Annotated in this window: 25 protein-coding genes and 1 rRNA gene; 13 read left to right on the top strand and 13 right to left on the bottom strand. The window is 51.1% G+C overall.

Annotation, left to right across the window (positions count from 1 at the left end; all coding sequences use genetic code 11):
* Positions 1-91 (bottom strand): 16S ribosomal RNA (locus tag AB1N33_RS07040); the annotation flags it as partial.
* A 437-nt stretch (positions 92-528) separates the two neighbouring features.
* Between AB1N33_RS07040 and AB1N33_RS07035 the strand changes: the two genes are divergently transcribed.
* Positions 529-1,071, top strand: coding sequence for a gamma carbonic anhydrase family protein (locus AB1N33_RS07035; protein WP_411270835.1), 543 nt, complete (start codon positions 529-531; stop codon positions 1,069-1,071).
* On the opposite strand, the gene aroE is transcribed toward AB1N33_RS07035, so the two are convergent.
* Entirely contained in the window at positions 1,049-1,882 is an 834-nt protein-coding gene (gene aroE, locus AB1N33_RS07030) for a shikimate dehydrogenase (protein WP_411270834.1), read from the bottom strand. The two genes, AB1N33_RS07035 and aroE, sit on opposite strands and share 23 nt — an antisense overlap.
* On the opposite strand from aroE, the gene AB1N33_RS07025 reads away from it, so the two are divergent.
* On the top strand, positions 1,881-2,300 hold the full coding sequence (locus AB1N33_RS07025; protein ID WP_411270833.1) for a group II truncated hemoglobin: 420 nt from the start codon (positions 1,881-1,883) through the stop codon (positions 2,298-2,300). The genes aroE and AB1N33_RS07025 overlap by 2 nt on opposite strands.
* A gap of 51 nt (positions 2,301-2,351) precedes the next feature.
* Here the strand turns inward: AB1N33_RS07025 and AB1N33_RS07020 are convergent, their stop codons facing one another.
* From AB1N33_RS07020 to AB1N33_RS06990, 7 genes are all read right to left on the bottom strand, one after another.
* A complete protein-coding gene (locus AB1N33_RS07020; protein WP_411270832.1) occupies positions 2,352-3,023 on the bottom strand; it encodes an OmpW family outer membrane protein in 672 nt (223 codons plus the stop codon).
* Positions 3,024-3,168: 145 nt separating this feature from the next.
* The gene (gene hemF / locus AB1N33_RS07015; RefSeq protein ID WP_411270831.1) at positions 3,169-4,104 is read right to left on the bottom strand and encodes an oxygen-dependent coproporphyrinogen oxidase; all 936 of its coding nucleotides are present in this window, start codon (positions 4,102-4,104) and stop codon (positions 3,169-3,171) included.
* A gap of 3 nt (positions 4,105-4,107) precedes the next feature.
* Complete coding sequence (tsaC, locus tag AB1N33_RS07010) at positions 4,108-4,686, bottom strand: L-threonylcarbamoyladenylate synthase type 1 TsaC (RefSeq protein ID WP_411270830.1); 579 nt, start codon at positions 4,684-4,686, stop codon at positions 4,108-4,110.
* Between the two features lie 11 nt (positions 4,687-4,697).
* Complete coding sequence (locus AB1N33_RS07005) at positions 4,698-5,246, bottom strand: DNA topoisomerase family protein (protein WP_411270829.1); 549 nt, start codon at positions 5,244-5,246, stop codon at positions 4,698-4,700.
* A gap of 23 nt (positions 5,247-5,269) precedes the next feature.
* The gene (locus AB1N33_RS07000) at positions 5,270-5,746 is read right to left on the bottom strand and encodes a DUF494 family protein (RefSeq protein WP_411270828.1); all 477 of its coding nucleotides are present in this window, start codon (positions 5,744-5,746) and stop codon (positions 5,270-5,272) included.
* 1 nt (position 5,747) lies between these two features.
* Positions 5,748-6,848, bottom strand: a complete 1,101-nt coding sequence (gene dprA, locus AB1N33_RS06995) for a DNA-processing protein DprA (RefSeq protein WP_411270827.1) — start codon at positions 6,846-6,848, stop codon at positions 5,748-5,750.
* A gap of 33 nt (positions 6,849-6,881) precedes the next feature.
* A complete protein-coding gene (locus tag AB1N33_RS06990; protein ID WP_411270826.1) occupies positions 6,882-7,946 on the bottom strand; it encodes a LysM peptidoglycan-binding domain-containing protein in 1,065 nt (354 codons plus the stop codon).
* A gap of 220 nt (positions 7,947-8,166) precedes the next feature.
* On the opposite strand from AB1N33_RS06990, the gene def reads away from it, so the two are divergent.
* Genes def through trkA form a run of 4 tightly spaced genes read left to right on the top strand, consistent with a single transcriptional unit; the run spans position 8,167 to position 12,377 of the window.
* A complete protein-coding gene (def, locus tag AB1N33_RS06985; protein WP_411270825.1) occupies positions 8,167-8,676 on the top strand; it encodes a peptide deformylase in 510 nt (169 codons plus the stop codon).
* Positions 8,677-8,684: 8 nt separating this feature from the next.
* Positions 8,685-9,647 (top strand): methionyl-tRNA formyltransferase, encoded by a 963-nt coding sequence (gene fmt, locus AB1N33_RS06980; RefSeq protein ID WP_411270824.1) that lies wholly within the window; start codon positions 8,685-8,687, stop codon positions 9,645-9,647.
* Positions 9,640-11,001: a 16S rRNA (cytosine(967)-C(5))-methyltransferase RsmB gene (gene rsmB / locus AB1N33_RS06975; RefSeq protein ID WP_411270823.1), complete on the top strand. Its 1,362-nt coding sequence runs from the start codon at positions 9,640-9,642 to the stop codon at positions 10,999-11,001. Before fmt ends, rsmB begins: the two co-directional genes overlap by 8 nt.
* Positions 10,998-12,377, top strand: a complete 1,380-nt coding sequence (gene trkA / locus AB1N33_RS06970; protein WP_411270822.1) for a Trk system potassium transporter TrkA — start codon at positions 10,998-11,000, stop codon at positions 12,375-12,377. The genes rsmB and trkA overlap by 4 nt, the downstream gene beginning before the upstream one ends.
* Before the next feature lie 34 nt (positions 12,378-12,411).
* Here trkA and AB1N33_RS06965 read toward each other — a convergent pair whose 3' ends face one another.
* Together AB1N33_RS06965 and elbB are read right to left on the bottom strand one after the other, a co-directional pair.
* A complete protein-coding gene (locus AB1N33_RS06965) occupies positions 12,412-13,863 on the bottom strand; it encodes a TrkH family potassium uptake protein (protein WP_411270821.1) in 1,452 nt (483 codons plus the stop codon).
* 99 nt (positions 13,864-13,962) lie between these two features.
* Positions 13,963-14,616 (bottom strand): isoprenoid biosynthesis glyoxalase ElbB, encoded by a 654-nt coding sequence (gene elbB / locus AB1N33_RS06960; protein WP_411270820.1) that lies wholly within the window; start codon positions 14,614-14,616, stop codon positions 13,963-13,965.
* Positions 14,617-15,014: 398 nt separating this feature from the next.
* Between elbB and polA the strand changes: the two genes are divergently transcribed.
* Positions 15,015-17,780 carry a DNA polymerase I gene (gene polA, locus AB1N33_RS06955; protein ID WP_411270819.1) on the top strand — a complete coding sequence of 922 codons (2,766 nt, stop codon included), beginning with the start codon at positions 15,015-15,017 and terminating at the stop codon, positions 17,778-17,780.
* 321 nt (positions 17,781-18,101) lie between these two features.
* On the opposite strand, the gene yihA is transcribed toward polA, so the two are convergent.
* The gene (yihA, locus tag AB1N33_RS06950; RefSeq protein WP_411270818.1) at positions 18,102-18,716 is read right to left on the bottom strand and encodes a ribosome biogenesis GTP-binding protein YihA/YsxC; all 615 of its coding nucleotides are present in this window, start codon (positions 18,714-18,716) and stop codon (positions 18,102-18,104) included.
* Between the two features lie 174 nt (positions 18,717-18,890).
* On the opposite strand from yihA, the gene AB1N33_RS06945 reads away from it, so the two are divergent.
* From AB1N33_RS06945 to AB1N33_RS06930, 4 genes are all read left to right on the top strand, one after another.
* Positions 18,891-19,514 (top strand): c-type cytochrome, encoded by a 624-nt coding sequence (locus tag AB1N33_RS06945; protein WP_411270817.1) that lies wholly within the window; start codon positions 18,891-18,893, stop codon positions 19,512-19,514.
* 327 nt (positions 19,515-19,841) lie between these two features.
* Positions 19,842-20,495: a class I SAM-dependent methyltransferase gene (locus AB1N33_RS06940; RefSeq protein WP_411270816.1), complete on the top strand. Its 654-nt coding sequence runs from the start codon at positions 19,842-19,844 to the stop codon at positions 20,493-20,495.
* 46 nt (positions 20,496-20,541) lie between these two features.
* Positions 20,542-21,042 (top strand): Der GTPase-activating protein YihI, encoded by a 501-nt coding sequence (gene yihI, locus AB1N33_RS06935; RefSeq protein ID WP_411270815.1) that lies wholly within the window; start codon positions 20,542-20,544, stop codon positions 21,040-21,042.
* Positions 21,043-21,050: 8 nt separating this feature from the next.
* Positions 21,051-21,500: a DUF2489 domain-containing protein gene (locus AB1N33_RS06930; protein WP_411270814.1), complete on the top strand. Its 450-nt coding sequence runs from the start codon at positions 21,051-21,053 to the stop codon at positions 21,498-21,500.
* 15 nt (positions 21,501-21,515) lie between these two features.
* Here the strand turns inward: AB1N33_RS06930 and AB1N33_RS06925 are convergent, their stop codons facing one another.
* Positions 21,516-22,106: a DNA-3-methyladenine glycosylase I gene (locus tag AB1N33_RS06925; protein ID WP_411270813.1), complete on the bottom strand. Its 591-nt coding sequence runs from the start codon at positions 22,104-22,106 to the stop codon at positions 21,516-21,518.
* A 125-nt stretch (positions 22,107-22,231) separates the two neighbouring features.
* Between AB1N33_RS06925 and glyQ the strand changes: the two genes are divergently transcribed.
* Both glyQ and glyS read left to right on the top strand, forming a co-directional pair.
* Complete coding sequence (gene glyQ / locus AB1N33_RS06920) at positions 22,232-23,137, top strand: glycine--tRNA ligase subunit alpha (protein WP_411270812.1); 906 nt, start codon at positions 22,232-22,234, stop codon at positions 23,135-23,137.
* Between the two features lie 2 nt (positions 23,138-23,139).
* On the top strand, positions 23,140-25,212 hold the full coding sequence (gene glyS / locus AB1N33_RS06915; protein ID WP_411270811.1) for a glycine--tRNA ligase subunit beta: 2,073 nt from the start codon (positions 23,140-23,142) through the stop codon (positions 25,210-25,212).
* Positions 25,213-25,270: the final 58 nt, after the last annotated feature.

Genomic DNA, 25,270 nt, shown 5'->3' with positions numbered 1-25,270 from the left:
GAAGTGCAAGCACTTCCTGTTACCGTTCGACTTGCATGTGTTAGGCCTGCCGCCAGCGTTCAATCTGAGCCATGATCAAACTCTTCAATTAAATATATCGAAATATGAATTGTCGTTGTGACACTCTTAACGAGTGCCCACACAGATTGTCTTGTCTAAATTGTTAAAGAACTTTTTGGCAATCGGACTTACCGATTGACATGCTTTTCAGCTTTTACTTGCTTTCGGCCTCTGCCGAAGCGGGATGCGAATTCTACGCTTCCCGTTCTCAGAGTCAACACTTTTTTGAAATTTTTTATTTCAACGTTTTACTCTGAAAACCGCTTCACACCTTGCTTTCGCTAGTATGCAGGGCAACTTTGTTTTGCTTTCCTGCCGAAGCGGATGCGCATTTTAGAGATTTAATCTGTGGCGTCAACTCCTTTTTCAAAAAAGTTGTCATATTCGTTCTGTTTGCTCACAATTGCTCCATAACGCTTATTTATTCATCTTTTCATTGTGGTTTTCAGGCCATAAGCGGAGGTTTTTTTGTCTATCAGAACCTATAAAGGAATTTATCCGGTATTAGGACAGCGCTGTTACATTGATGAGAGTGCGGTGATTGTTGGTGATATTGAACTGGGGGATGACGCCAGCATATGGCCTCTTGTCGCCGCGCGGGGGGATGTGAATACTATCCGGATTGGGCACCGTACCAATATACAGGATGGTACCGTACTTCACGTGACGCGTCGTTCGTCCTCAAACCCTGACGGATATCCACTCATCATTGGCGACGATGTTACGGTGGGCCATCACTGCATGCTTCATGGCTGTACCCTGGGTGATCGCATCCTGGTCGGCATGGGCGCGATTATTATGGATGGTGCTGTTGTGAATGATGATGTATTCATTGGTGCCGGTACCCTTGTGCCCCCGAATAAGGTACTCGAGTCTGGTTATTTGTATGTAGGCAATCCCATGCAAAAGAAGCGTCCGCTCAACGATACTGAAGTGGCGTTTCTTAAGCAGTCAGCAGTGAACTATGTCGCGTTAAAAGACGATTATCTTAACGACTCTGGCGCTGGCTGATTTGTTCGCGCAAATAGCGCTTAACAGGTGTGGTGTCAGGCTGACTGGCCGTCCATATTGTAAATGCAGCAGCGGCCTGCTCCACCAGCATGCCTAAGCCGTCCACCTGTACCGGTACACCCTGGCGTGCAGCATAGTGCATAAAGGCTGTTGGCTCACTGTGATAAACCATGTCATAAACCGCCTGTGTTTTTTCCATGTTTATCTGCAGGAGCCCTTGCGGTAATTCCTGGGTCAGGCTTGCTGACGTTGAGTTAATAATAATATTGGCTTCACCCATCGCTGCCTCAGCCGGCTGCGCGACGCTCACTCTCTGATCCCCGACTTCCTTCACCAGCTTTTCAGCGGTGGCCGCTGTGCGGTTAATAATTGCAATATGACTTACACCGGCGTTCAGCAGCGGGTGAATCACCCCTCTTGCCGCACCACCCGCTCCCAGTAAGATGATTCGACAATGACGCAGTGGTAACCGGTGGCTGGTAAGATCGTTTACCAGCCCTATCCCATCAGTATTGAACCCAAGTATGCTGTTGTTCTCTTTTTTGAGCGTATTAACCGCGCCGGCCAGCCTGGCAGCGTCATCAACCTGCTCTGCGAAGTCAAATGCATCCTGTTTAAAGGGCACAGTAATATTGCACCCCACCGCCTGAGGATCCGCAAAAAAAGCGCTCGCCGCCCGCTCGAATCCGCCAATGTCTACCTGGCATCTGGTATATTGAAGCGCGATACCTGTCGATTCACCAAACATACGATGTATTTCCGGTGATAAACTGTGTGCAATCGGGTTACCAAATACGACAAACTTCTTCATGGGCTTATTATCTTTTTTTCGCAAATCTACGAGGGCTGCGGCGACACCCTATGACGCTATTGGCGGGGAACCTGCGGTAGGGCGTCTCGCTAATCGGTTTTACGATATCATGAGCACTGATCCGTTGGTAGCTGAACTCTACGCGATGCACCCTCAGCCGCTCGACAGGATCCGCTATGTTTTCACTCAGTATCTTGCAATGTGGCTGGGCGGACCCGATGACTATGTCACAGAGCGGGGACATCCTCGATTACGAGCCCGGCATTTACCCTTTGCCATTACGCCGGTACTGAAGGAGCAATGGATGTACTGCATGCGCAAGGCAATGCACGAAACCGTGAGAGACCGGCAACTGGCAAATCGCCTGCTACAGGCGTTGGACCAACTCGCTGATCACATGGTCAATACCGACGCCTGAAAAAAAACACCCGGGCTGGCCGGGTGTTTTCGATGGAAAGCGGGAAGCTGATTAGAACGTGTATCCCACAGAAATGGTATAAACCCATGGGTCAATCTGAATATCGCCTACGGTTCCCCGTGCATCACCCACACTGAAGGTGGCATCGGTGTCGATGTCAATCCAGCGCACAGACGCGTTGATGTGCCATTGCTTGTCCAGCATGTAATCCATACCCACCTGAGCTGCCAGACCAAATGAATTATCCAGAGACAGATCACCCAGGCCCGTTTCACGATTTGCGCGCGTGAACTCTTCATCAAAGAAGATGGTGTAGTTCAGACCCGCACCAACATAAGGCTGAAACGCTGACGCAGAATCATTGAAATAATAGTTTACGGTCACTGTGGGTGGCAGATGGGTAACTTCACCTAAGCGCGTGCCGGTACCCAGTGGATCAGTAACGGAGAAATCAACGTCGTGGGTGAACGGGGTTGCCGCCAGCAACTCAACATTAATGTTGTCGGTCAGAAAATACGCCACGTTCAGACCCAGCTGTGTATTGCTGTCAACTTTCAGGCCAACACCCAGATCAGCATCACCAGCAAAAATATTGCCGCTGCTGTCATCAGGGGAGACCATGGTAGCACCAACGCGAACAACGATGTCGCCTTGTTGGTGAGCCATAACAGAAGGTGTAACGATCGCTGCAGTCAGTGCGATGGCAAGGAGTGATTTTTTCATTGTGTTTCTCGCTGTTTACTTAAGTAGATGGGGCTACTTTAGCCAGCACGAGAAACCAGTTATTGATCTAAAACAAGTTGCGGACTGCCCTGAAGGCCAAGCCCGCCGTTACTTTGATCCATATCAACTGGAAGGCAACACTGACCTACCAGTCGGTTGGTTTCAGCCAGTCTGATAGTTTGGCCTCTGCACTACCGGGAGAAGGCTGGTAGTCGTATTCCCAGCGCGCAAGCGGAGGCATCGACATTAATATCGATTCGGTTCTGCCACCGGTCTGCAACCCGAACAGCGTGCCCCGGTCATAGACCAGATTAAACTCGACATACCGACCGCGACGATACAGCTGGAACTGACGTTCACGTTCACCAAAGGGTGTCGTTTTACGCTTTTCAACAATCGGAATATAACCATCAATGTAGCCATTGCCGACGGCCTGCATAAACGAAAAGGACTGTTCGAAGCCCCATTCATTCAAATCATCAAAGAACAGCCCGCCCACACCCCGGGTTTCTCCCCGGTGTTTAAGGTAAAAATAGTCATCGCACCACTTTTTATATGTCGGATACACCTCATCACCGTAAGGCGCGCATATTTTCTTTGCCACATTGTGCCAGTGAACCACATCTTCTTTGAACGGATAGAACGGCGTCAAATCAAAACCGCCGCCAAACCACCAGATGGGTTTATGTCCGGGCTTCTCGGCGATAAAAAAGCGGACATTGGCGTGCGAGGTTGGCACATACGGATTGTGTGGATGGATAACCAGCGAGACCCCCATCGCCTGAAAACTACGGCCGGCCAGCTCTGGCCGTGAAGCAGTTGCAGATGCCGGCATTTTTTCACCAAACACATGCGAGAAATTGACGCCACCCTGTTCAATCACTGCGCCTTGCTTAAGCACACGGGAACGGCCACCACCGCCCTCTTCGCGCTCCCAGCTGTCCTCACGAAAATGGCCTTTGGTGTCTGCCAGTTCGAGCGTCTGACAAATGTTGTCCTGCAACGCCAGCAGGTACTCTTTAACCTGTTCAATCGCAACCTGCGTGTCCAGCTCGGTCAGTTCACCGCTTTGTTCTGACATGGTTTACTCTCTTACTACTTGTCCGTTGTCACTATCGCGGATCACACTGGGTCTGTCGCGTCCGCCAGTGTGTCCTTCTATATAGGTTACGCTATCACCAAAAATGGCCCTGGCTTCTTCCAGTGTCTTACAGGGTGGCTGTCCGCTCAGGTTGGCGCTGGTTGAGACCAGGGGTTTGCCTAACCGCTCACACAGTGCTTTTACCCCGGGATGTGCTGATACCCGGACCGCGATTTTTTGATGTTCTCCCGTGATCCAGGCTGGCGCCCGCGCTGATTTTGGTAACAACCAGGTGACCGGGCCGGGCCAGCTGGAAAATATCTCCGTACGCATATCCATGCGAATTGCATCATCATTGACGTACGGCAATAACTGCGAGTATGTCGCAGCAATCAGAATGACGCCTTTTTCAACCGGTCGCTGTTTAAGCGCGCACAATTGCCGGACTGCGTCTTCGTTATCAGGATCACAGCCGATGCCGACCACGGCTTCTGTAGGGTAGACAAGCAAGCCTCCCTGTCTGAAGGCCTCGGCCACCGGATCATCAGTTACCAGCGTGTTGTCAGTCGTCTTTTGTTGCATGCTCTGTATCTCTAAACAGGACGATGATAGTCACAGTCAGGCTGTGGGCAGGTTAGCTGCCCTTTTTTCTCTGTCAGTACTGCCCAGCCGCAGTCAGGACAGGCCTGTGCGACGGGGGGCGAATTTAGCACATAACGGCACGCGGGATAATGATTACAGGCAAAAAACCGTTTCCCATATTTGTTGGTACGCTCAATCAGCTCACCCTGTTTGCATTTCGGGCAGGTTACCTTGGTCTCGTGCTGCTCTTTAATCTGAGCAATGAAATGACACTCCGGAAAACCGGTGCAGCCGATAAACATGCCATACCGGCCCTTTTTAATGGCAAGTTCTGACTCACACAACGGACACGCGGTGCCGTCGATGGTTTTGAGGGTCGTGGTCTGGGTATCGTGAAGTGGTTTACTGAAATGACAGTCGGGATAGCCTGAACAGCCGACAAACGGGCCCGATTTCGAGTGCCGGATGTGCAGCGGACGCCCGCACTCCGGACAGTCGCCAACAGACTGGTCCAGCGCGTGTTCGTGCGCGCTGAACAACGTATGATCAATCTTAGTCATGTTACAACACGTTACAGCATAGCCTAGTGCAACGTACCGTCTGACTCATCAAAAAGCAGATCTTCCATTTGTGCGTAGGCATTTTCTTTTCCTGGTACATTGAACAGTACCATCAGCACTACCCACTTCATGTCTTCGAGGCAAAACTCCGGCGAATCGATTTCCATAACACGATCGATCACCATTTCCCTTGTTGAGGCATCCAGTACACCGACCTGCTCAAGAAAAAGCAGAAATCCCCGACACTCTACGTCCAGGCGCATTTGCTCTTCTTGCGTATAGATACGGTTCAGACTGGAGCTGATCCCCTTACAGAAATACGGCTTTATGTCGGTTTCCTGTAACGCTGCCAGCTTTTCTAACCATGCCAGTGCTTTATAAATTTCATCGTGATGGAATCCAGCGCGCACCAATTCTTCGGTCAGTTCGTCCTGATCGACACGAATTTCGGTTTCACTGTGGATGAAATTTTCAAACAGATACATGAGGATGTCGAACATGTTATTTCCCCCTCAATCGAACGTAACCACCAGGGACAGCGGTTACTAAACCACGCAACTCATATTCTAATAATGCTGCCATGACAGCCGACACTGGCAGAGCGTTGCGTTGGGCGATAACGTCAATAGCGGTGACGCTACAATCCACACTAGCTAATAATTTGTCGGTTGCCAAGCAGTTTGCTCGTCTTTTTTCAGCCGATGATGACTGTTCTTCCTGACGGTTCACTACCATGCCAAGTTCATCACAAATATCCCTGGCACAGGTAACCAGCGTTGCACCCTGTCTGATTAGCGCATGACATCCTTCAGACTGAGCATGAGTAATACTGCCTGGTACAGCAAATACCTCTTTTCCCAGATCTGCGGCCAGATTTGCCGTTATCAAGGTGCCACTCTTAAAACCCGCTTCCACCACCACTGTGCCTGATGTCATGCCAGCAATAATTCTGTTACGGCGCGGAAAGTGAAATGGACGAGGGCCAGTGCCGGGAAAAAACTCACTGACGACTGCGCCGCCACAGCGGACAATATCATCAGCCAGCTGTATGTGCTGCCTGGGGTAGACAGTATCGGGGCCAGTACCGGTTACCGCGATAGCCCTGCCCGACGACAGACTTCCCCGATGCGCTGCCGCATCAATACCGGCAGCAAGCCCGCTGGTAATAGCGAGCCCTGCCTGGCACAGCGCATCAGCCAGCATTGACGCAACCTCTTTCCCGTAATGACTGGCTCGTCGACTTCCTACGATAGCCACCTGCGGCTCAACAAGGCGCCCGGTATTTCCTCTGACAAACAGTATTAATGGCGGGTGTGTCAGCGCCCTTAGTGCGTCAGGATACGCGTCATCATCAATGCATATAAGGAAATGTTGTTCATCCGCCTGTAGCCAGTCAATAGCGCGCTCGACCCAAGCTGTCCGAATCGTCAGCGTATTGGATTCATTGAAAGTGCTTTTTAATACCGAAAAGTCGGGGGCAGATAATGGAATATCGTCATGGCGATGGCTCTCGCGTGCGCGCAGCCAGTCACCAGGCTTCACCTTTGCGACTGAAGCAAGCTGCAGCCACGCGTATTGCGAATCGGATAAAGGTTGAGGCATTAGCCGTATCTCCTGAGAGATACGGCAGAGACGTCAGGGGTTGGCGACGATAGCGCCGCGTTTCACCAACTCACTGGCCCGCGTGATAATGCCGTAGCTCACATTATTAAATGTATTGAAAATGATCAGCTCGCCAATTTTCATAGCAGGCTGCTTCACGGTTGAGCCGTCATTAAATACGCTGCGCAACACACCGGTTTCATCAGCATATTGTGGTGTTTCGCCGTCAATAATGTCCGGTCCCTGCTGGTAAATTCCCATAACGGTGCCAGGACTTACGTCGGCGCGACCAACATCGACAATCACAATATTGTGTTTACCCAGCAGGGTATGCTCATGCAAACTGCCCACTACGTATCCGCGCTGGTCGTCTGCTGGCATCAGTTCCAACTGGTCTGGTACCTCAGGCATGCCGGGCAACAGGCGGTCACCGCGACGGGCTTCCTGATTAGATTCTTCCACTTTTACCAGCCACTGGGAGAGACTGCGGTCTTCTACCATTTTGGCATCGGCAATATGGAGTACCTGAACACCCAGCATCTCACCGTCCATGTTTTCGATGTTACCCTGCTTACGCACTACCCGATACTGTTCGTCGGGCCGGCCCTGACGACGGCTCAGCACAAGGTCGTCGCTGATAAACTGCGCACCACCAGCGTGATTTCCTAACAGGTGAGGCAAACGTTCATACTCGTCTTCATCAAGAAAGGCATGATGGCGGATGTAGGGTGCGATAGTTGACCAGTCGAGTACGTCAATCGGGGCAACTTTGGTGCGTTTATCCATGCCTGGCGTTAATACCATACGGCTTTTCTCGCGCACCACCTCGATAACCGGTTCGCCCTCAATGTACCGAATGGTAATGATATCGCCCGGATAAATAAGATGCGGGTTCTGAATTTGTGTATTGTTCCGCCAAAGCTGTGGCCACAGCCAGGGTTTCTCAAGGAACAGACTGGCAATATCCCACAGGGTGTCGTTCTTTTTTACCGTGTACGTTTCCGGTGCGCCTTCTTTCAGCTCGACAGCAGCCACCTGGGCAGACACAAACAGTATCAATGCCGTTAAAAGTACCCCTAATGATTTGAGACGATCCATAAACCTGTCACTACCCACGCAGCATCGCTGCCGGGCCCTTCTGTTGAATTTTCGAGCAATGGTATTATATCTGTTATCGACACGGATAACTTGAGTCATATTCCGTGTCCTATAATTATCCAATATACGTTAGAATAGTACCTAAAGTGGCACTGTAAATAGTGCTGGCAATTGGATCGTATATGAATTTATACACAGAACAGGTGTTTAAGAGCGTCAAATGGCAATATTAGAAGTACTGAACTTTCCTGACGAGCGGCTACGAACGGTCGCACAGCCCGTTGAGCAGGTTGACGACAGCATTCGTCAGCTTGTCGCTGATATGTTTGAAACCATGCGCGACGAGAAAGGCATTGGCCTTGCCGCAACGCAGGTTGACCGCCATGTTCAGGTGGTAGTGATGGATGTGTCTGAAGAGCAGAATGAGCCCAGGGTATTCATCAACCCCGAGATCATTCGTCGTGAAGGTTCTACCATCAGCGAAGAAGGCTGCCTGTCCGTTCCGGGAAATTATGCCAAAGTTGAGCGCGCCGAATCGGTGACAGTCAAAGCGCTTAACGAGCACGGCGAAACCTTCGAACTGGACGCCGACGGACTGCTGGCTATTTGTATTCAGCACGAACTTGATCACCTGAAAGGAAAACTCTTTGTGGATTACCTGTCACCGCTCAAGCGCCAGCGTATCCGCAAAAAGCTGGAAAAAGAAGCTCGACTGGCGGCACGCGCCTAAGGCCTGATGTGACCTCACCTCTTCGAATTATTTTTGCCGGTACGCCGGATTTTGCCGCTTCGCATTTACAGGCGCTGATTGATGCCGACTGTCAGGTGATTGCGGCGTACACTCAGCCCGATCGCCCTGCCGGCCGTGGTAAGAAACTAACCCCAAGTCCGGTAAAGGTGCTGGCTGAACAGCATAATATCCCTGTCATGCAGCCCCCGTCGCTGAAAGATAAAGATGCCCAGGCGGCGCTGGCCAACTTCGACGCCGATCTGATGATTGTGGTTGCGTACGGTCTGCTTTTGCCCAAAGCCGTACTCGACAGTCCCCGCTACGGGTGTATTAATGTGCACGGTTCGGTACTGCCCCGCTGGCGGGGTGCCGCCCCTATTCAGCGCGCTATCTGGGCAGGCGACAAGGAAACCGGCGTTACCATTATGCAAATGGATGAAGGTCTGGATACCGGTCCGATGCTGTCGGTTGCCACACTTGCCATTGGGGAGACTGACACCAGTGCCTCTTTGTACGACAAGCTGGCCGAGTTAGGCCCGAAGGCACTGGTTGACGCGGTTCACAGCATACCAGGGCTGACACCCGTGCCGCAGGACGACCATCTGGCAACCTACGCGAAAAAACTGTCTAAACAGGAAGCGCAGATTGACTGGTCAATGAACGCCGAGCAGCTGGAGCGAAATGTCAGGGCGTTTAACCCCTGGCCAATGGCCTGGTTTATTGCCAACGACAATAATATCAAAGTGTGGGAAGCCGGTATTGCCGACCTGACCACAACGGCAACGCCAGGCACTATCCTGACTGCCGACAAACAGGGAATTTGCGTCGCCACCGGAGACGGTAAAGCGATCCGGCTGACCCGTTTACAAATTCCCGGTAAAAAGGCGTTGCCTGTTGCCGACGTGCTCAATGCACGGGCAGACTGGTTTCAGGTTGGTACGGTGCTAAACGGACCTGCTGACAATGCGTAAACCATCAACACCGACGCTGCCCAAACGTCCGGATTTGCGCGCCGACTGCGCGTGGCTGCTCTACCAGATTCTGGAAGAGGGCCGCTCCAGCCGGGATTGTCTGGCGCAGGTTCAGTCACGCCATTCTCATCAGAATAATGCCTGGATCCAGGAAATGGCGTTTGGCGTGCTCAGGCGTCTGCCGCAGCTGCAACTCTGGCTGCGTGACCTGCTGGACAAACCGCTAAAGGGCGATAAAAAAATCATTGAGCATTTGTTGCTGGTGGGCTTTTATCAGCTTGCTTTCAGCCGGGTTGCAGAACATGCCGCGGTATCAGAAACCGTTAATGCAACCCAGGCATTGGGTGCGCCAGGCCTGAAGGGGCTGGTTAATGCGGTCATGCGCAACTTCATGCGTCGCGAACTCGGCGCATCACCCAGCACTGATCCGCTGATTGAGAGCGGCCTGCCCAAATGGTTGTTCGACACGATTACCACACACTACCCCGGTGAGCAGGCAGACATTCTGGCCAATATGAATCGACCGGGCCCGGTCTGGCTGCGCGTTAATACTCTGAAAATAACACGTGATGCATTTTGCCAGCATTTATCTGATGCCGGCATTAGTTACACGGTGCCTGAGCAGACACCCGATGGTCTCATCCTGAACCAGCGTTGCGATATCCCGGGATTGCCCGGCTATGACGATGGCTGGTTCGCGGTGCAGGATGGCGCAGCGCAACTGGCTGCGTATTATCTGGACGCACAGCCGGGTGAACGGGTACTCGATTGCTGCGCTGCGCCGGGCGGAAAAACCGCGCACGTGGCACAGCGCTGCCCTGACGCAGCGCTTATCCTTGCGCTGGATAACAGTGAGGTACGTCTTCAGCGGGTGCGTGAGAATCTGCAGCGACTCGGCCTCACCGATAGCGTGACCGTGACCTGTGCGGATGCACTTACCCCTGAGGCCTGGCATGACGGCCGGTTGTTTGACCGGATCCTGCTTGATGCACCGTGTTCTGCTACCGGGGTGATTCGTCGTCATCCGGATATTCGCTGGCATCGTAAAAAAGCGGATATTGCACAGCTTGTTGAGATACAACGAATGATGCTGGAAACATTGTGGCCGCTATTGTCACCCGGAGGCACACTGCTTTATGCCACCTGCTCAATACTTCCCGAAGAGAACAGCGCGCAGATCGCCGACTTTATTCGCCGCCATAATGATGCACAACATCTGCCATTAACAGACAAGGACACGACGTCTCAGCCAGGCCGTCAAATTCTGCCGGGCCAGTCAGAAATGGATGGTTTCTATTACGCCAGGCTGATAAAGTCGAAAGAAATCAGTAATAAGGGTGACACTGCATCATGAAGATCATCATTCTCGGTGCCGGTCAGGTTGGTGGAACACTGGCGGAAAACCTGGTGGGTGAGAAAAACGAAATCACCGTCATCGATTCGGACCCAACCATACTGCGCGCACTGCAGGACCGTCTTGATCTTCAGGTTGTTACCGGTGTTGGCTCACACCCCGACGTGCTGAAAAAGGCCGGCGCAGAAGATGCCGACATGCTGATTGCGGTTACCAACAGTGACGAGAGCAACATGCTGGCCTGTCAGGTTGCTTACAGTTTGTTTAAGACACCGACCAAAATCGCCCGCGTACGCTCAGAACAGTACATCATCTATCAGGAGCAACTGTATAAACAGGAAGATATTCCGGTTGACCATATTATTGCTCCCGAACAACTAGTGACGAAAGCGATTAAGCGTCTGATTGACTACCCGGGCGCGTTGCAGGTGGTTGAGTTTGCCGATGGCAAAGCCAGCCTGGTTGCCGTGAAAGCCTATTATGGTGGCTTGCTGGTAGGTCATGCCTTGTCTGCGCTGAAAGATCATATGCCAAACGTGGAAACCCGGGTTGCTGCCATTTACCGGCGCGGACGGCCTATCAGGCCGCTGGGTACCACGGTCATTGAAGCCGACGACGAAGTGTTCTTCATTGCCGCGACCAAGCATATTCGTGCCGTAATGAGCGAATTGCAGAAGCTCGAATCAAGCTATAAACGTGTCATGATTGCCGGTGGCGGTCTGATTGGTGCAGGCCTCGCGAAGCGGCTCGAGCATAAGCACAATGTAAAACTGATAGAGAGTAATCCGGAGCGTGCGCAGTATCTGTCGGCCCATCTGGACAACACCATCGTCTTTTGTGGTGACGCCTCAGACTCTGAACTGCTGAGCGAAGAGAACGTGGAACAGGTTGACGCATTTATTGCGGTTACCAATGACGACGAAGCGAATATTATGTCCGCGATGCTGGCAAAACGGATGGGCGCCCAGAAAGCGATGGTACTGATCCAGCGCAGCGCGTATGTGGATTTGGTTCAGGGCGGCGAAATTGATATTGCCTTCTCGCCACAGCAGGCCACCATCTCTGCTCTGCTCACCCATGTCCGTCGTGGCGATATTGTTAATGTGTACTCACTTCGCCGTGGTGCCGCAGAAGCGATAGAAGCAATTGCCCACGGTGACGAAAACACATCGAAGGTGGTGGGTAAGCAAATAGGCGACATTAAGCTGCCTCCAGGTACCACCATCGGTGCTGTTGTCCGCGACGATCAGGTCATCATTGCCCACAGTGACACCGTAATTGAAGCCAACGATCACGTTATTTTGTTTTTGGTGGACAAGAAATACATTGGCGATGTGGAAAAACTGTTCCAGCCGAGTGCCTTTTTCTTTGGATAATAAAAAAGGCTGCATTGGCAGCCTTTTTTCATGGTTAACCGCGCCAGAAAGTGGGTGAGAACAACACCAGCAGCGAAAATACTTCAAGCCGGCCAAACAGCATGGCCAGCACCAGCAGCCATTTACCACTGTCAGACACACTGGCATAGGTGGTAGCAACCTCCCCCAACCCCGGCCCCAGGTTGTTCAGTGTGGCGGCGGTGGCGGTAAACGCGGTCAGATTATCCAGTCCGGTGGCGATAAGGCCTATCATAATGATGACAAACACGATGGCATACGCGGAGAAGAAGCCCCATACGGCTTCGACAACCCGGTCAGGCATGGCACGCTCGCCCAGTTTTACCGAATAGACCGCTTTAGGGTGAACCAGCCTGTCTACCTCACGCTTACCCTGCAAGAACAGCAGGTAAACCCGTATAACTTTCAGTCCCCCACCGGTCGAGCTTGCACAGCCGCCGATAAAACTTGAAAAAATCAGCAGTATGGGCAAAAAGGAAGGCCAGGCAGAAAAGTCTGTTGTTGCGAATCCGGCAGTGGTACTGATTGAGACGGCCTGAATCATCGCCTGATCGAGTGCTGTTTCGGCCGAGGTGTAATAGCCGGTCAGCGTCAGCACCAGGAAGCAGATAACAATCAGCGACGCCTGAATAACGAAAAAGGCTTTGAATTCCGGATCGGTATAGTAGGCTTTCAGTGACCGGCTGCTAACGGCAGCATAGTGCAATGCGAAATTCAGCGCGGAGAGCAGCAAAAAGAAGGTGCACACCGCATTAACCGCCGGACTGTTAAAATAACCCAGACTGGCGTCATGCGTAGAGAAGCCACCAATTGCTACAGTCGAAAAGGCATGGCAGACGGCGTCAAACCAGTCCATACCGGCCAGCCAGAATGCCACGGTACACGCCACGGTAATCGACAGATAGATGTACCACAGATGCTTGGCGGTATCGGCGATACGCGGCGTCATTTTGGAATCTTTAACAGGCCCCGGGGTTTCCGCACGATAAAGCTGCATGCCCCCTACCCCAAGCACGGGAAGAATGGCAACGGCCAGTACGATGATCCCCATCCCCCCGAACCACTGCAGCTGCTGTCGGTAAAACTGGACAGAGTGAGGTAAAAACTCGATACCCTCAATGACCGTTGCGCCGGTGGTGGTTAATCCGGAAAACGCTTCAAAGAAGGCATCCGTGACTGACATCGAAGGCTGCTCAAGTAAGACAAACGGGATAGCACCAAAGCTGGCCAGTACGGTCCAGAACAGGGCAACAATCAGAAACCCGTCACGTGCTCGCAGATCGCGTTTAAAGTCACGATGGGGATACCATAACGACAGACCGGTGAATACACACAGAATGAAGGCAAGGATAAATGGCAGTCCACTCCCGTCCTGGTAGATCAGCGATACTAAAGCGGGCGGGATCATGGTAACGCTGAACAGAGCGACCAGTAGTCCCAGAATGCGCACAATTGCACGATAGTGCATGTTCCGTTAAGCCTTTTTATTGTTGCTGGCTGTCAGCAGCCTTAGGATTATTCTTCATGCCGGCCTGCTGCAGACAAACCGGCATGTACATACTACCTGTTATTTCATCGCCAGCACAGTCTCAACCATCTTGTTTAACCCCGCCTGTGCCTCGAGGATATCGCTTGCCAGCATATACGCCGGTGTTGTTACCAGTTTTGCATCGGTATCAATAACGACATCATCGACATCACAGTCAACATGCGTCGCCCCCAGCTGGTTAACACCAGCGGCGGTGTCCTGATCATTACCAATAGTAAGTTTGACACCATTGCCGTAAATACTGGCTGCCAGTGCAGGTGCGATACACGCATAACCTGCCGGCTTTCTCGCATCAGCAAACGCCTTACACACCGCGGCGACATCCTCATCAACCGAGCAGTCCGGGCCATCTACAGCAAAGGTACACAGATTTTTCGCCGCACCAAAACCGCCAGGCAGGATCAGGGCGTCAAATTCATTCGCATCACATGCTGATACCGGTTTAATGTCTCCCCGCGCAATTCTGGCCGCTTCAACAAGTACGTTGCGCTGCTCCCCTTCCATCACCTCACCGGTCAGGTGATTTACCACATGCAGTTGCATTTTGTCCGGTGCAAAACACTGGTATTGTGCGCCATTGTGACGGATTGCCAGCAGCGAAATCACCGTCTCATAAATCTCAGCCCCGTCGAACACACCACAACCACTTAGTATGACTGCTACTTTTTTCATAATTCCTCCTGCCTGTTCTGTGCTTATGCAATTTTTAACCAACTAATTTATTCGTGCCAAAGAAAAAGTTCTTAACATTACGTATTGGCATTTTTTGTGAGTATGCTACATTAGCTGACCGCTGTGGTAATTGGGCTATTCAGCCGTCGTCATTTATCCACAGCGCCAGGGAATGGCAAGCGTCACTTTTGCTTCGTAGTAAATTCTCTCAATACCTTTAAATTTCTTAGTTTCGGACTGATCACAAACTTCTCTTGCGATCAGATGTCGCTGTTGCGTGAAAAAAAGATCACAAAGTTATCCACAGCCTGTGATCGAAAGACGTGCTCTATGGTAGCGTTACGATCCCCCCTGTGGCATCCTTCTTCCCAATTCAACCAAGTTAACCTGAACACGTTATGTCGAACGCATCTCCTTTTATTCTTGTCGATGGATCGTCCTACCTTTTTCGCGCTTTCCACGGACTTCCGCCACTGACCAACTCAAAAGGTCAGGATACCGGCGCGATCTACGGTGTTGTTAACATGCTCAAGAGCCTGATCAAACAATACCAGCCGACCCATATGGCTGTCATTTTTGATGCGAAGGGAAAAACCTTTCGCGATGACATTTACAAAGAATATAAGGCTAACCGCCCGCCTATGCCGGCCGAACTGGCCAGCCAGATCGCCCCGTTACACGATATTATCAGAGCCATGGGGCTGCCGCTGATCATCGAGCCGGGCGTTGAGGCGGACGATGTGATTGGCACGCTGGCAAAACGGGCGACAGAAAAAGGCTATAACACGCTAATCAGTACCGGCGACAAAGACATGGCACAGCTGGTGGATGACCATGTCACGCTGATCAATACCATGACCAACCAAATCATGGATGAAGAAACAGTGAAGGAAAAGTTCGGTATTCCTCCCGAGCTGGTGATCGACTTTCTGGCATTAAAAGGCGATAAGGTTGACAACATACCCGGCGTGCCCGGTGTGGGAGACAAGAGCGCACAGGCTATGCTCAACGGTATCGGCGGTATTGATGCAATTTATAACAACCTGGATAAGATTGCTGATCTGTCGTTCCGCGGCAGCAAAACCATGGCGGCAAAAATGCAGGAATATGAAGAGCAGGCGCGACTATCCTACAGGCTTGCTACTATCAGCGTTGATCTTGATATTGACTACGATATCGAAAAGCTGACCCCTGCCAGCGCCGATAATGAGGCACTGTCGACGCTGTTTGCTGAATACGAATTCAAACGCTGGCATGCCGAGGTCACCGGTAATGCGACGCAGCCAGCGCCTGCCGCAACGACCAACGATATGGATACGTCCGAAGAAACCGTCACACCGCAGGATATCGATGCTTCGGGTTATACCACTATTTTCAGCCAGGACGAGTTTACTGCGTGGCTGGATAAGCTGTCAGACGCGACACTGTTCGCCTTTGATACCGAGACTACCAGCCTGAATTACATGGAGGCTGAAATTGTCGGTGTCTCTTTTTGCGTAACACCGGGCGAAGCCGCTTATGTGCCGGTCGCTCACAGCTATCCGGATGCACCTGAACAGCTTGACCGCGACTGGGTGCTCGCCGCCCTGAAACCATTACTGGAATCAGACAAGCACCTCAAAGTAGGTCAGCATATTAAGTATGACAAAAATGTACTGGCGAATTATGGCATCAACCTGCAGGGCATTGCCTTTGATACCATGCTGGAGTCTTACGTATTGAACAGCACGGCAACCCGCCATGACATGGACTCGCTGGCACTGGCCTACCTTGGGCATAAAACTATCCACTTTGAAGACATTGCGGGTAAGGGCGCAAAACAACTGACGTTTGATCAGATTGACATAGAAACTGCCGGCCCCTACGCGGCCGAGGATGCCGACATTACCCTTCGCCTCCATCATGTACTGTGGGAAAAGCTTCAGTCAGAAGCGGAGCTGAAAACGCTACTCACCGACGTTGAGGTTCCGCTTGCCAGCGTATTATCGCGCATGGAACAGCTAGGCGTACTGATTGACAGTCAGCGTCTGCGCCAGCAAAGCCAGGACCTTGCCACCCGCATTGCAGAGCTTGAAAAGGCCGTGCATGAAGAAGCCGGTGAAACATTTAACCTGGGCTCGACCAAACAGCTTCAGCATATTCTGTTCGACAAGATGGGCCTGCCGGTAATCAAGAAGACGCCCAAAGGCGCCCCTTCTACGTCAGAAGATGTGCTTCAGGAACTGGCGCTTGATTATTCCCTGCCTGACAAAATCATGGAATACCGTGGCCTGACCAAGCTCAAAAATACTTACACTGACAAACTGCCTAAAATGATTAATCACCGCACCGGCCGGGTTCATACGTCTTATCATCAGGCAGTGACAGCAACCGGGCGGTTATCATCAACCGATCCGAACCTGCAGAATATTCCTATTCGCAATGACGCCGGGCGACGTGTAAGACAGGCGTTCGTGCCACGTGACGGATTTAAGATAGTCGCAGCTGACTATTCTCAGATTGAGCTGCGAATTATGGCGCACCTGTCTAAAGACAAAGGTTTGCTTGATGCATTCTCACATGGTGAAGATATTCATAAAGCCACAGCATCAGAAGTGTTTGGCACCCCGTTAAATGAGGTCACGGCAGAACAGCGCCGCAGCGCCAAAGCCATCAATTTCGGACTGATTTACGGCATGTCTGCGTTTGGACTGTCCAAGCAACTGAATATTCCGCGTAACGACGCACAGAAATACATGGATTTATACTTTGAGCGTTACCCAGGCGTGCTTGAGTATATGGACAGTACGCGTGAGCTGGCGAAGCAACATGGTTATGTGGAGACCGTGTTTGGTCGTCGGCTTTATCTGCCTGACATCAAGGCCAGCAATGGCGCCCGACGAAAAGGCGCAGAGCGGGCAGCGATTAATGCTCCTATGCAGGGTACAGCCGCAGATATCATTAAAATGGCCATGATTAAGGTAGATGAGTGGATTCGCGAAAACGCGGCCGACGATGTCTTCATGATGATGCAGGTACACGACGAACTGGTGTTCGAAATTGCGACCTCAGCGCTGGATGCACATGTACCTAAAATCAAAACCATCATGGAAAGCGCGGCATCACTTTCCGTGCCACTGGTCGTCGAGGCTGGGATCGGAGACAACTGGGACGAAGCGCACTAATGTAATTAGGTTACACAATAATTCAAAGATCGGCGCGAAACACCGCTCTTTTTCGTAATTTAATTACATTAATTCTTGCCTTTTTTCGCTGAAATCGGTACGGTTACTGACGTAGGGTACAGAGGTGAGAAAGCTGTTTTCAAACCTTTGCTTTAACCCCGACATGTGTCGGGGTTTTTTTATGTCTGAAATTCAGTTACACAGGCAATTAATCAGGCCTTCGAAAAAAAAGTAAAAATTTTTTTGAACTCTTCTGATTACACAGACTCTATTTCTACAGTTTTTATGTGTTTTCTCTCAGTCCTTTCGCCCTGACATTGTTCAGGGCGTTTCTTTTTTCACCGGCACATCCAGCCATTCCAACAGGATGCTTTCCAGTTCGGGCAGACCGATTCGATTCAGTGATGAGAAAGCATGCACCGTCACGTCACCACAAAATGCCATCGCCGCTTCCCTGGCCATCATAACCTGTTCTTTTCGCTTGCCGCTTTTTAACTTATCAGCTTTTGTCAGCAGTGCCAGCACCGGAATGTTAGCTGCCACCGCCCAGTGAATCAGCTCCTGGTCCAGATCTTTAAACGGATGCCGGATATCCATCATCACCACCAGACCCTTTAGCGACGTTCGCTTTTGTAAATACTCACCCAGCGACTGTTGCCACTTTTTTTTCATTGCCAGGGGCACCTGAGCAAAACCATACCCCGGCAAATCAACCAGGCGACGGTGTTCGTCCAGTTCGAACACATTGATCATTTGGGTACGACCCGGCGTTTTACTGGTACGCGCCAGGTTCTTCTGGCGGGTCAGCGTATTGAGTGCACTGGACTTACCGGCATTAGAGCGTCCGGCAAACGCCACCTCGATTCCCTCGTCTGACTTCAGGTGACGAATATCGGGTGCGCTGATAGCAAATTTTGCGTTAGTAAAATAGGACATTGCTGCCTCGTAATCTGTCTTACTGTTTCGATAAATGGACGGTTCGCTGACGCAAAAGCCGCATAAAACCGTAGATTTATCATGGAATAGGTTTTTCTGGCGCAGTAAATGTGTAAAATACGAATGATATCACGACTATCACGCGAGCCGTTGGATCCTTTTAAGAGATTAATTATGAAAAAACTGTGTTTGTTGGTATGTATGTCTCTCGGTCTGTCAGCCACTGCATTCGCAGAAGGCGATGCTGAAGCAGGCAAAGCGAAGTCTGCCGTTTGTGCCGCCTGTCATGGTGCAGATGGCAATAGCGTTATTGCAATGAACCCAAAACTGGCAGGTCAGCACGAGAAGTATCTGGTAAAACAGCTACGTGAATTCAAGCTGGCATCTCAGACCGGCGGTGAAGAAGGCCGTAACAACGCGGTGATGAATGGTATGGCAGCGCCGCTGTCTGAACAGGATATGATGGACCTGGCCGCCTACTTCTCTTCGCAGGAACAAAAACCAGGCGAAACGCCGGAAGAATATGTAGAAGCAGGTCGTGCCCTGTACCAGGGTGGTGACGAAGAGCGCGGCATTACTGCCTGTATTGCATGTCACGGACCACAGGGTAACGGCATGGGTCTGGCTGGCTTCCCTGACATCAGCGGTCAGCATGCAGAGTACACTGCAGCCCAGCTGAAAAACTTCCGCGCAGGCACACGCCACAATGATATGAATGGCATGATGCGTGACATTGCCATGAAGCTGACCGACGAAGACATCGAAATTCTGTCGAACTATATCGCCGGATTGCATTAAAAAAGCGTTAAGCAACAGTTTGTTAAGAAAATGTAATAAAAACTGTTGCTATTTCTACTTATTGCTGTATTCTACTTTGTCAGTTTTCGGCGTTCAGGAGAACGCCAACAAAGAATAATAATAAGAAAGGCTCCAGGGACGACACTAATAAAGCGTCAGGAAGACCTAAAACAATAAAATAGCTCTGTGAAAAAAAACAATAAGGGGAGCACAGCTAAGGAAGCCTGCAGCACATTGATGTGCAAATAACGGGAGAGGTGTCATCTGACACTCATACAACTAAGGTGATGGTCGCAAGATCATCACCTTTTTTCTTGGTAGTGCGACATGTCTGTATCTGTTCCCTGTCCGCTTTGCGACAACCAAACCTCACACTCTGAGCCTTACGCCACTGATAAACGACGCACGTATTATCAATGCCCGCGTTGTCAGTTAGTTTTCGTGTCACCTGATCAGCTCCCCTCGGCGGACCAGGAAATCGCGGAATACGCCCTGCATAACAACGTCATGGAAGATGAAGGTTACGCCCGGTTTTTAACTCGTCTGGCTGCGCCTTTGTCTGCGGTATTGACGCCAGGTCAGCAAGGCCTGGATTTTGGCTGTGGCCCTGCGCCATTACTCGCCAAAATAATGCAGGACAAAGGATTTGAGATGCAGATCTACGATCCCTTTTTTGCAAAAAACGATACAGCCCTTGCGACGCAATACGACTTCATCACCTGCAGCGAAGCCATCGAACACTTTCATACGCCACATAAAGAGCTGACGCTGCTTGCTTCATTACTCCTTCCACAGGGCTGGCTGGGCATTATGACCAAGCGCGTGCTCAGCAAAGCGCGTTTTGCCCAGTGGCACTATAAGAATGATCCCACCCATGTCAGCTTTTTCAGTGAAGCCACATTTCAGTATTGGGCTGACACCCATGGCTTCCACCTGACTTTCCCCTCTGCGGATGTGGTTTTAATGCAGAAGACAGGCTGATTTCACGTTATAATGCGCCATTATTGTTTAACGTGAACTGAGGCTTATGGCACGCAAAAAGAAAACCCGTAAAATCGGTCTGATAGGTGTACGCAAAGACCCCGATCATAAACCTATCGCGAAGCCTTCTCGTCGAAAGAAAGCGCCAAAAGGCAAGCCTGCCGGAAACCGTCATAATGTAGAGCAGAGTGGTAAACCGGCATCTCGCGGTAAAGCACTCCCCCAGGATCCACGTACTGGCAGCAAAAAGCCTGTTCCCCTGGTAAAAGCGTCAGAGACCACGCCAGCATCACAGAAACGTCGTTATGCGACGCCGTCAGAGGAACTCGCCGCACTGGAAGCCGACGCGAGGCTTATCGCGCTGCTTGATAAGCTGGATAGCGGTGACAAGCTCACCCGTGAGCAACAGCACTATGTTGACGAAAAGATGGAGCGTCACCGCATTCTGTGCGAGTTGCTGGGTATTGACGCATCGGACGACGACGAAGAAGACACTGATCCAATGGCGTCGCTGGATGCTATCAGTATTGATGATTACAAGCAGTGAGTGTAACGATGTTGTGGACTGTCCTGATAATTCTTGGTGTGCTGATCATTCTTGCCCTGGGCATCTATGCCGGCAAACTGCTGTTTATGCTGAAAGCGCAGAACGACCGTCAGGAAGCGGCACGGCAGACCCGCATTGTACGCATTAAAGAAAGTATCATTACCATCACAATGGCAATGGAACAGCAGCAATGCGATTTGTCAGAAGGCGCCATCCGGGTCGTTAACCTGCTGGATGCCCTGCCCCTCAAGGCGCCCCCGGCGTACGACCAGCAATTTCCGCATATCCATAATTTATTTGTCGCGATTAGCGGGTTTCCAATACTTGAGGCGCGTCAGCGTTTAACCAAACAGGAACGGCGTAAGCAGGACCGTGAGCGCGAACAGATAGAGTCTGAACACGAGACACGGGTACTTGGAGAGCTTGCAGCAATACGCGACTTCTGTAACGCCCTCTGACAACTATCCGTAATGCTACCGGCGAGCCAGTTCACAGGCTCGCTGATAGCAGTGACACCCTACTTCATGGTCGTTCACCATGCCGACCGCCTGCATAAAGGCATAGCATATTGTTTCACCAACAAAATTAAATCCGGCGCGCTTCAGGGCTTTAGACATGGCACGTGACGCGGCGGTTGAGGTTGGCGCATCTCCCGATGTCTGCCATGCATTAATAACGGTTTTTCCGTCAGTAAACTGCCACAAAAAATCGCTGAAAGACTGTGTTTCGCTGAGTTGCAAATATGCTCTGGCATTGCGGATAACAGATTCAATTTTCAGCCGGTTTCTGACGATACCCGGATCCAGCATCAGCCGTTCAACATCTCGTTCCGTCATACCGGCGATGGCGTCAGGATTAAAATGATGGAAAGCCCGTTCATAGTTTTCCTGCTTTTTCAGGATAGTGATCCAGGATAATCCTGCCTGCTGACCGTCCAGACACAACTTAGCAAACAGTGTCTGATCATCGGTAACCGGAAGCCCCCACTCTGTGTCGTGGTAGTGTTGATAGCGTGCATCGTCACTTACCCAGGTGCAGCGCTGAAGTATTGTCGTATCAGTCATTGTCTGTTGCCCGGTTATTCGAGGTCTGAGCGTGGATTTTAGCCGTCTGCACCTACATATCAGTGCTGTCAGATTGTATACTATGCCATCTTTGTGTCTTTAAATAACTCTTAAGCAGCGAATGTATGCAAAAATACGATGTTAAAACCTTTCAGGGGTTAATTCTGGCGCTTCAGGACTACTGGGCCAGACAAGGCTGCGTCATCATTCAGCCATTAGATATGGAAGTGGGCGCAGGAACATTTCATCCAATGACGTTTCTTCGGTCACTGGGTCCCGAGCCAATGAGCAGTGCCTATGTCCAGCCATGCCGGCGCCCCACTGATGGCCGTTACGGAGAAAACCCGAACCGTCTTCAGCACTATTATCAGTTTCAGGTAATGCTCAAGCCTTCTCCGGATAATATTCAGGAACTCTATCTGGGTTCACTGAAAGAGCTCGGTTTTGATCCATTGGTTCACGACATTCGCTTTGTAGAAGATAACTGGGAGTCGCCTACGTTAGGCGCCTGGGGTCTGGGCTGGGAAGTCTGGCTGAATGGCATGGAAGTAACGCAGTTTACTTACTTCCAGCAGGTCGGCGGGCTTGAATGTAAGCCGGTAACCGGAGAGATTACCTATGGTCTTGAGCGCCTCGCAATGTACGTTCAGGGCGTGGACAGTATCTATGATTTGGTGTGGACTGACGGCCCGATGGGCAAAGTTACCTATGGTGATGTTTTCCATCAGAATGAGGTTGAGCAGTCTGCCTATAACTTTGAACACGCGTCAGTTGATGCCTTGTTCCGCACATTTGATGAATGTGAACAGGCCAGCCAGTCCCTGATTGAACAGAACCTGCCTTTACCTGCATATGAACAGGTGATGAAAGCGTCACATGCATTCAACCTGCTTGATGCACGTCATGCGATTTCCGTGACGGAGCGTCAGCGCTACATTCTGCGCGTAAGAGCGCTTGCCAAAGCCTGTGCTGAGCGTTATTTCGAAAGCCGTGAAGCGCTCGGCTTCCCGTTGTGCAAAAAGGAGGCATAAGCGTGCGTACTGAAAATTTATTGATTGAACTGGGTACCGAGGAATTACCACCAAAAGCATTACGCACACTGGGTGAAAGTTTTGCCGAATTGTTTACCCAGGCGCTCGATGGGGCGGAACTAGGCTATGACACTGTAAGCTGGTTTGCGGCACCGCGTCGCCTTGCAGTGTATGTGACTGCGCTGGAAGAAAGTCAGCAGGACAAGGTGGTTGAGAAGCGTGGGCCCGCTGTTTCTGCGGCATTTGATGCTGATGGCAACCCGACTAAAGCCGCGCTGGGCTGGGCGAAAGGTAACGGGATTGACGTTGCCGATGCAGAACGTCTGGTTACCGATAAAGGCGAATGGCTGCTCCACAAAGCATCCGTGCCTGGCCAGTCTGTTTCGGCGTTACTCGAAGCGCTGCTTAACCAGGCGATCGGTAAGCTGCCTATTCCAAAGCCGATGCGCTGGGGTAATTACGCAACGCAATTTATTCGCCCGGTTCACACTCTTGCAGTGCTGTATGGCAGTGAGGTTATTGCACTGACTGCACTTGGTCAGGCAAGTGGTCGTGTTGTTCAGGGTCACCGATTCCACGGTGAACCGCGTTTTGAACTTGACCATGCCGATAATTATGCCACGGCTCTGCGTGAGCACTATGTCATCGCCGACTTTGTTGCCCGTAAGGATTACATCAAAGAGCAACTGACCGCCGCCGCAGCGAAGCTCGGACTCACGCCAGATTTTGATGACAGCCTGCTTGAAGAGATTTCATCATTGGTTGAGTGGCCGGTCGTGCTCCAGGCGTCTTTCGATGAAAGTTTTCTCAAGGTACCCAAGGAAGCGCTCATCTATACGATGAAGGATGATCAGAAGTATGTCCCGCTGCTACATACTGATGGCAGCTTGTCGAATACGTTCCTGTTTGTCAGTAACATTGAAAGTCTGGATCCGACGCAGGTAATTCAGGGTAACGAGAAGGTCATCCGCCCTCGCCTTGCTGACGCAGAGTTTTTCTTTAACAGTGACAAGAAAAAGACACTGGAAAGCCGCCTTGCCTCTCTTGAGACCGTGCTATTCCAGAAGCAGTTGGGTACGCTCAAAGACAAATCAGAGCGAATGGCAGATATGGCCGCATTTATTGCCGGCAAGCTCGGGGCTGACACTGACGCAGCGCAACGTGCAGGCCTGTTGTCCAAGACCGATCTGATGACCGAGATGGTGATGGAATTCCCGGACGTCCAGGGCGTAATGGGCAAGTATTATGCGCACAACGACAATGAGTCCGATGATGTTGCTAATGCGTTATATGAGCAGTATCTGCCTCGTTTCGCAGGAGATAGTTTACCCTCCTCGCCGGTAAGTGCAGCTGTATCACTCGCCGATAAGCTCGACACACTGGTGGGTATATTTGGCATTGGCCAGCTGCCTAAAGGTGACAAAGATCCTTTTGCACTTCGCCGCGCTGCTATTGGTGTATTGCGTATTATTGCAGAAAGCAACCTCGACCTTGATTTGGAGGAACTGGTTGATCGCGCAGTTGAGGTGTATGGCACCAGACTAACCAATCAGGATTGCAAAGAACAGGTCATCGACTTCGTGCTCGGACGCTTTGTGTCACTGCTGCAGGACCAGGGTGTGAGCACCGACGTCATCCTGGCTGTAGCTGCGCGTCGTCCTACCCGCCCGGCAGATTATGCGGCGCGCATTAAGGCTGTCTCCGCATTTAAAGCGCTGGAGCAGGCAGAGGCCCTGGCAGCAGCTAATAAGCGGGTTGCCAACATTCTTGCAAAACAGGGTATCACAGAGCACGTTGATATAGATGCGTCGATTATTAATGAGCCCGCGGAAAAAGCGCTTTATGACGCGCTGAGACAGGTTAAAGGCGATATTGATGATGCTGCAGCCGGGCACAACTATTCGTTGATTCTGGAGCGATTGTCGACGTTACGGGACGTCGTCGATAATTTCTTTGACAACGTTATGGTAATGGCTGACGATGAAGCAGTACGTAATAATCGTCTTGGTTTGTTGATGACCTTAAGACAACTGTTTTTAACTACTGCAGACATTTCGCTTCTGGCAAAAGCCTGAGTGTTGCGTGTACGTTAAAACGAGTAAAAGCCCATCCGCTGATGGGCTTTTTTAAGGA

Source organism: Alteromonas nitratireducens (assembly GCF_040812025.1).
In the GTDB taxonomy this organism is placed as follows: Bacteria; Pseudomonadota; Gammaproteobacteria; order Enterobacterales; family Alteromonadaceae; genus Alteromonas; species Alteromonas nitratireducens.
Note: the sequence above shows the minus strand (reverse complement) of the source record. Positions and strands in the feature narration are given on the sequence as shown.

Excerpts from the sequence above, each read along its gene's own strand:
- AB1N33_RS06930 (WP_411270814.1), top strand. The coding sequence starts at position 21,051 with ATGTTGTGGACTGTCCTGATAATTCTTGGTGTGCTGATCATTCTTGCC.
- AB1N33_RS06925 (WP_411270813.1), bottom strand. The coding sequence starts at position 22,106 with ATGACTGATACGACAATACTTCAGCGCTGCACCTGGGTAAGTGACGAT.
- aroE (WP_411270834.1), bottom strand. The coding sequence starts at position 1,882 with ATGAAGAAGTTTGTCGTATTTGGTAACCCGATTGCACACAGTTTATCA.
- AB1N33_RS07005 (WP_411270829.1), bottom strand. The coding sequence starts at position 5,246 with ATGACTAAGATTGATCATACGTTGTTCAGCGCGCACGAACACGCGCTG.
- dprA (WP_411270827.1), bottom strand. The coding sequence starts at position 6,848 with ATGCCTCAACCTTTATCCGATTCGCAATACGCGTGGCTGCAGCTTGCT.
- AB1N33_RS07020 (WP_411270832.1), bottom strand. The coding sequence starts at position 3,023 with ATGAAAAAATCACTCCTTGCCATCGCACTGACTGCAGCGATCGTTACA.
- AB1N33_RS07000 (WP_411270828.1), bottom strand. The coding sequence starts at position 5,746 with ATGTTCGACATCCTCATGTATCTGTTTGAAAATTTCATCCACAGTGAA.
- AB1N33_RS07025 (WP_411270833.1), top strand. The coding sequence starts at position 1,881 with ATGGGCTTATTATCTTTTTTTCGCAAATCTACGAGGGCTGCGGCGACA.
- AB1N33_RS06940 (WP_411270816.1), top strand. The coding sequence starts at position 19,842 with ATGTCTGTATCTGTTCCCTGTCCGCTTTGCGACAACCAAACCTCACAC.
- AB1N33_RS06990 (WP_411270826.1), bottom strand. The coding sequence starts at position 7,946 with ATGGATCGTCTCAAATCATTAGGGGTACTTTTAACGGCATTGATACTG.
- polA (WP_411270819.1), top strand. The coding sequence starts at position 15,015 with ATGTCGAACGCATCTCCTTTTATTCTTGTCGATGGATCGTCCTACCTT.
- tsaC (WP_411270830.1), bottom strand. The coding sequence starts at position 4,686 with ATGCAACAAAAGACGACTGACAACACGCTGGTAACTGATGATCCGGTG.
- hemF (WP_411270831.1), bottom strand. The coding sequence starts at position 4,104 with ATGTCAGAACAAAGCGGTGAACTGACCGAGCTGGACACGCAGGTTGCG.
- yihI (WP_411270815.1), top strand. The coding sequence starts at position 20,542 with ATGGCACGCAAAAAGAAAACCCGTAAAATCGGTCTGATAGGTGTACGC.
- rsmB (WP_411270823.1), top strand. The coding sequence starts at position 9,640 with ATGCGTAAACCATCAACACCGACGCTGCCCAAACGTCCGGATTTGCGC.
- glyQ (WP_411270812.1), top strand. The coding sequence starts at position 22,232 with ATGCAAAAATACGATGTTAAAACCTTTCAGGGGTTAATTCTGGCGCTT.
- yihA (WP_411270818.1), bottom strand. The coding sequence starts at position 18,716 with ATGTCCTATTTTACTAACGCAAAATTTGCTATCAGCGCACCCGATATT.
- AB1N33_RS06945 (WP_411270817.1), top strand. The coding sequence starts at position 18,891 with ATGAAAAAACTGTGTTTGTTGGTATGTATGTCTCTCGGTCTGTCAGCC.
- def (WP_411270825.1), top strand. The coding sequence starts at position 8,167 with ATGGCAATATTAGAAGTACTGAACTTTCCTGACGAGCGGCTACGAACG.
- trkA (WP_411270822.1), top strand. The coding sequence starts at position 10,998 with ATGAAGATCATCATTCTCGGTGCCGGTCAGGTTGGTGGAACACTGGCG.
- elbB (WP_411270820.1), bottom strand. The coding sequence starts at position 14,616 with ATGAAAAAAGTAGCAGTCATACTAAGTGGTTGTGGTGTGTTCGACGGG.
- AB1N33_RS06965 (WP_411270821.1), bottom strand. The coding sequence starts at position 13,863 with ATGCACTATCGTGCAATTGTGCGCATTCTGGGACTACTGGTCGCTCTG.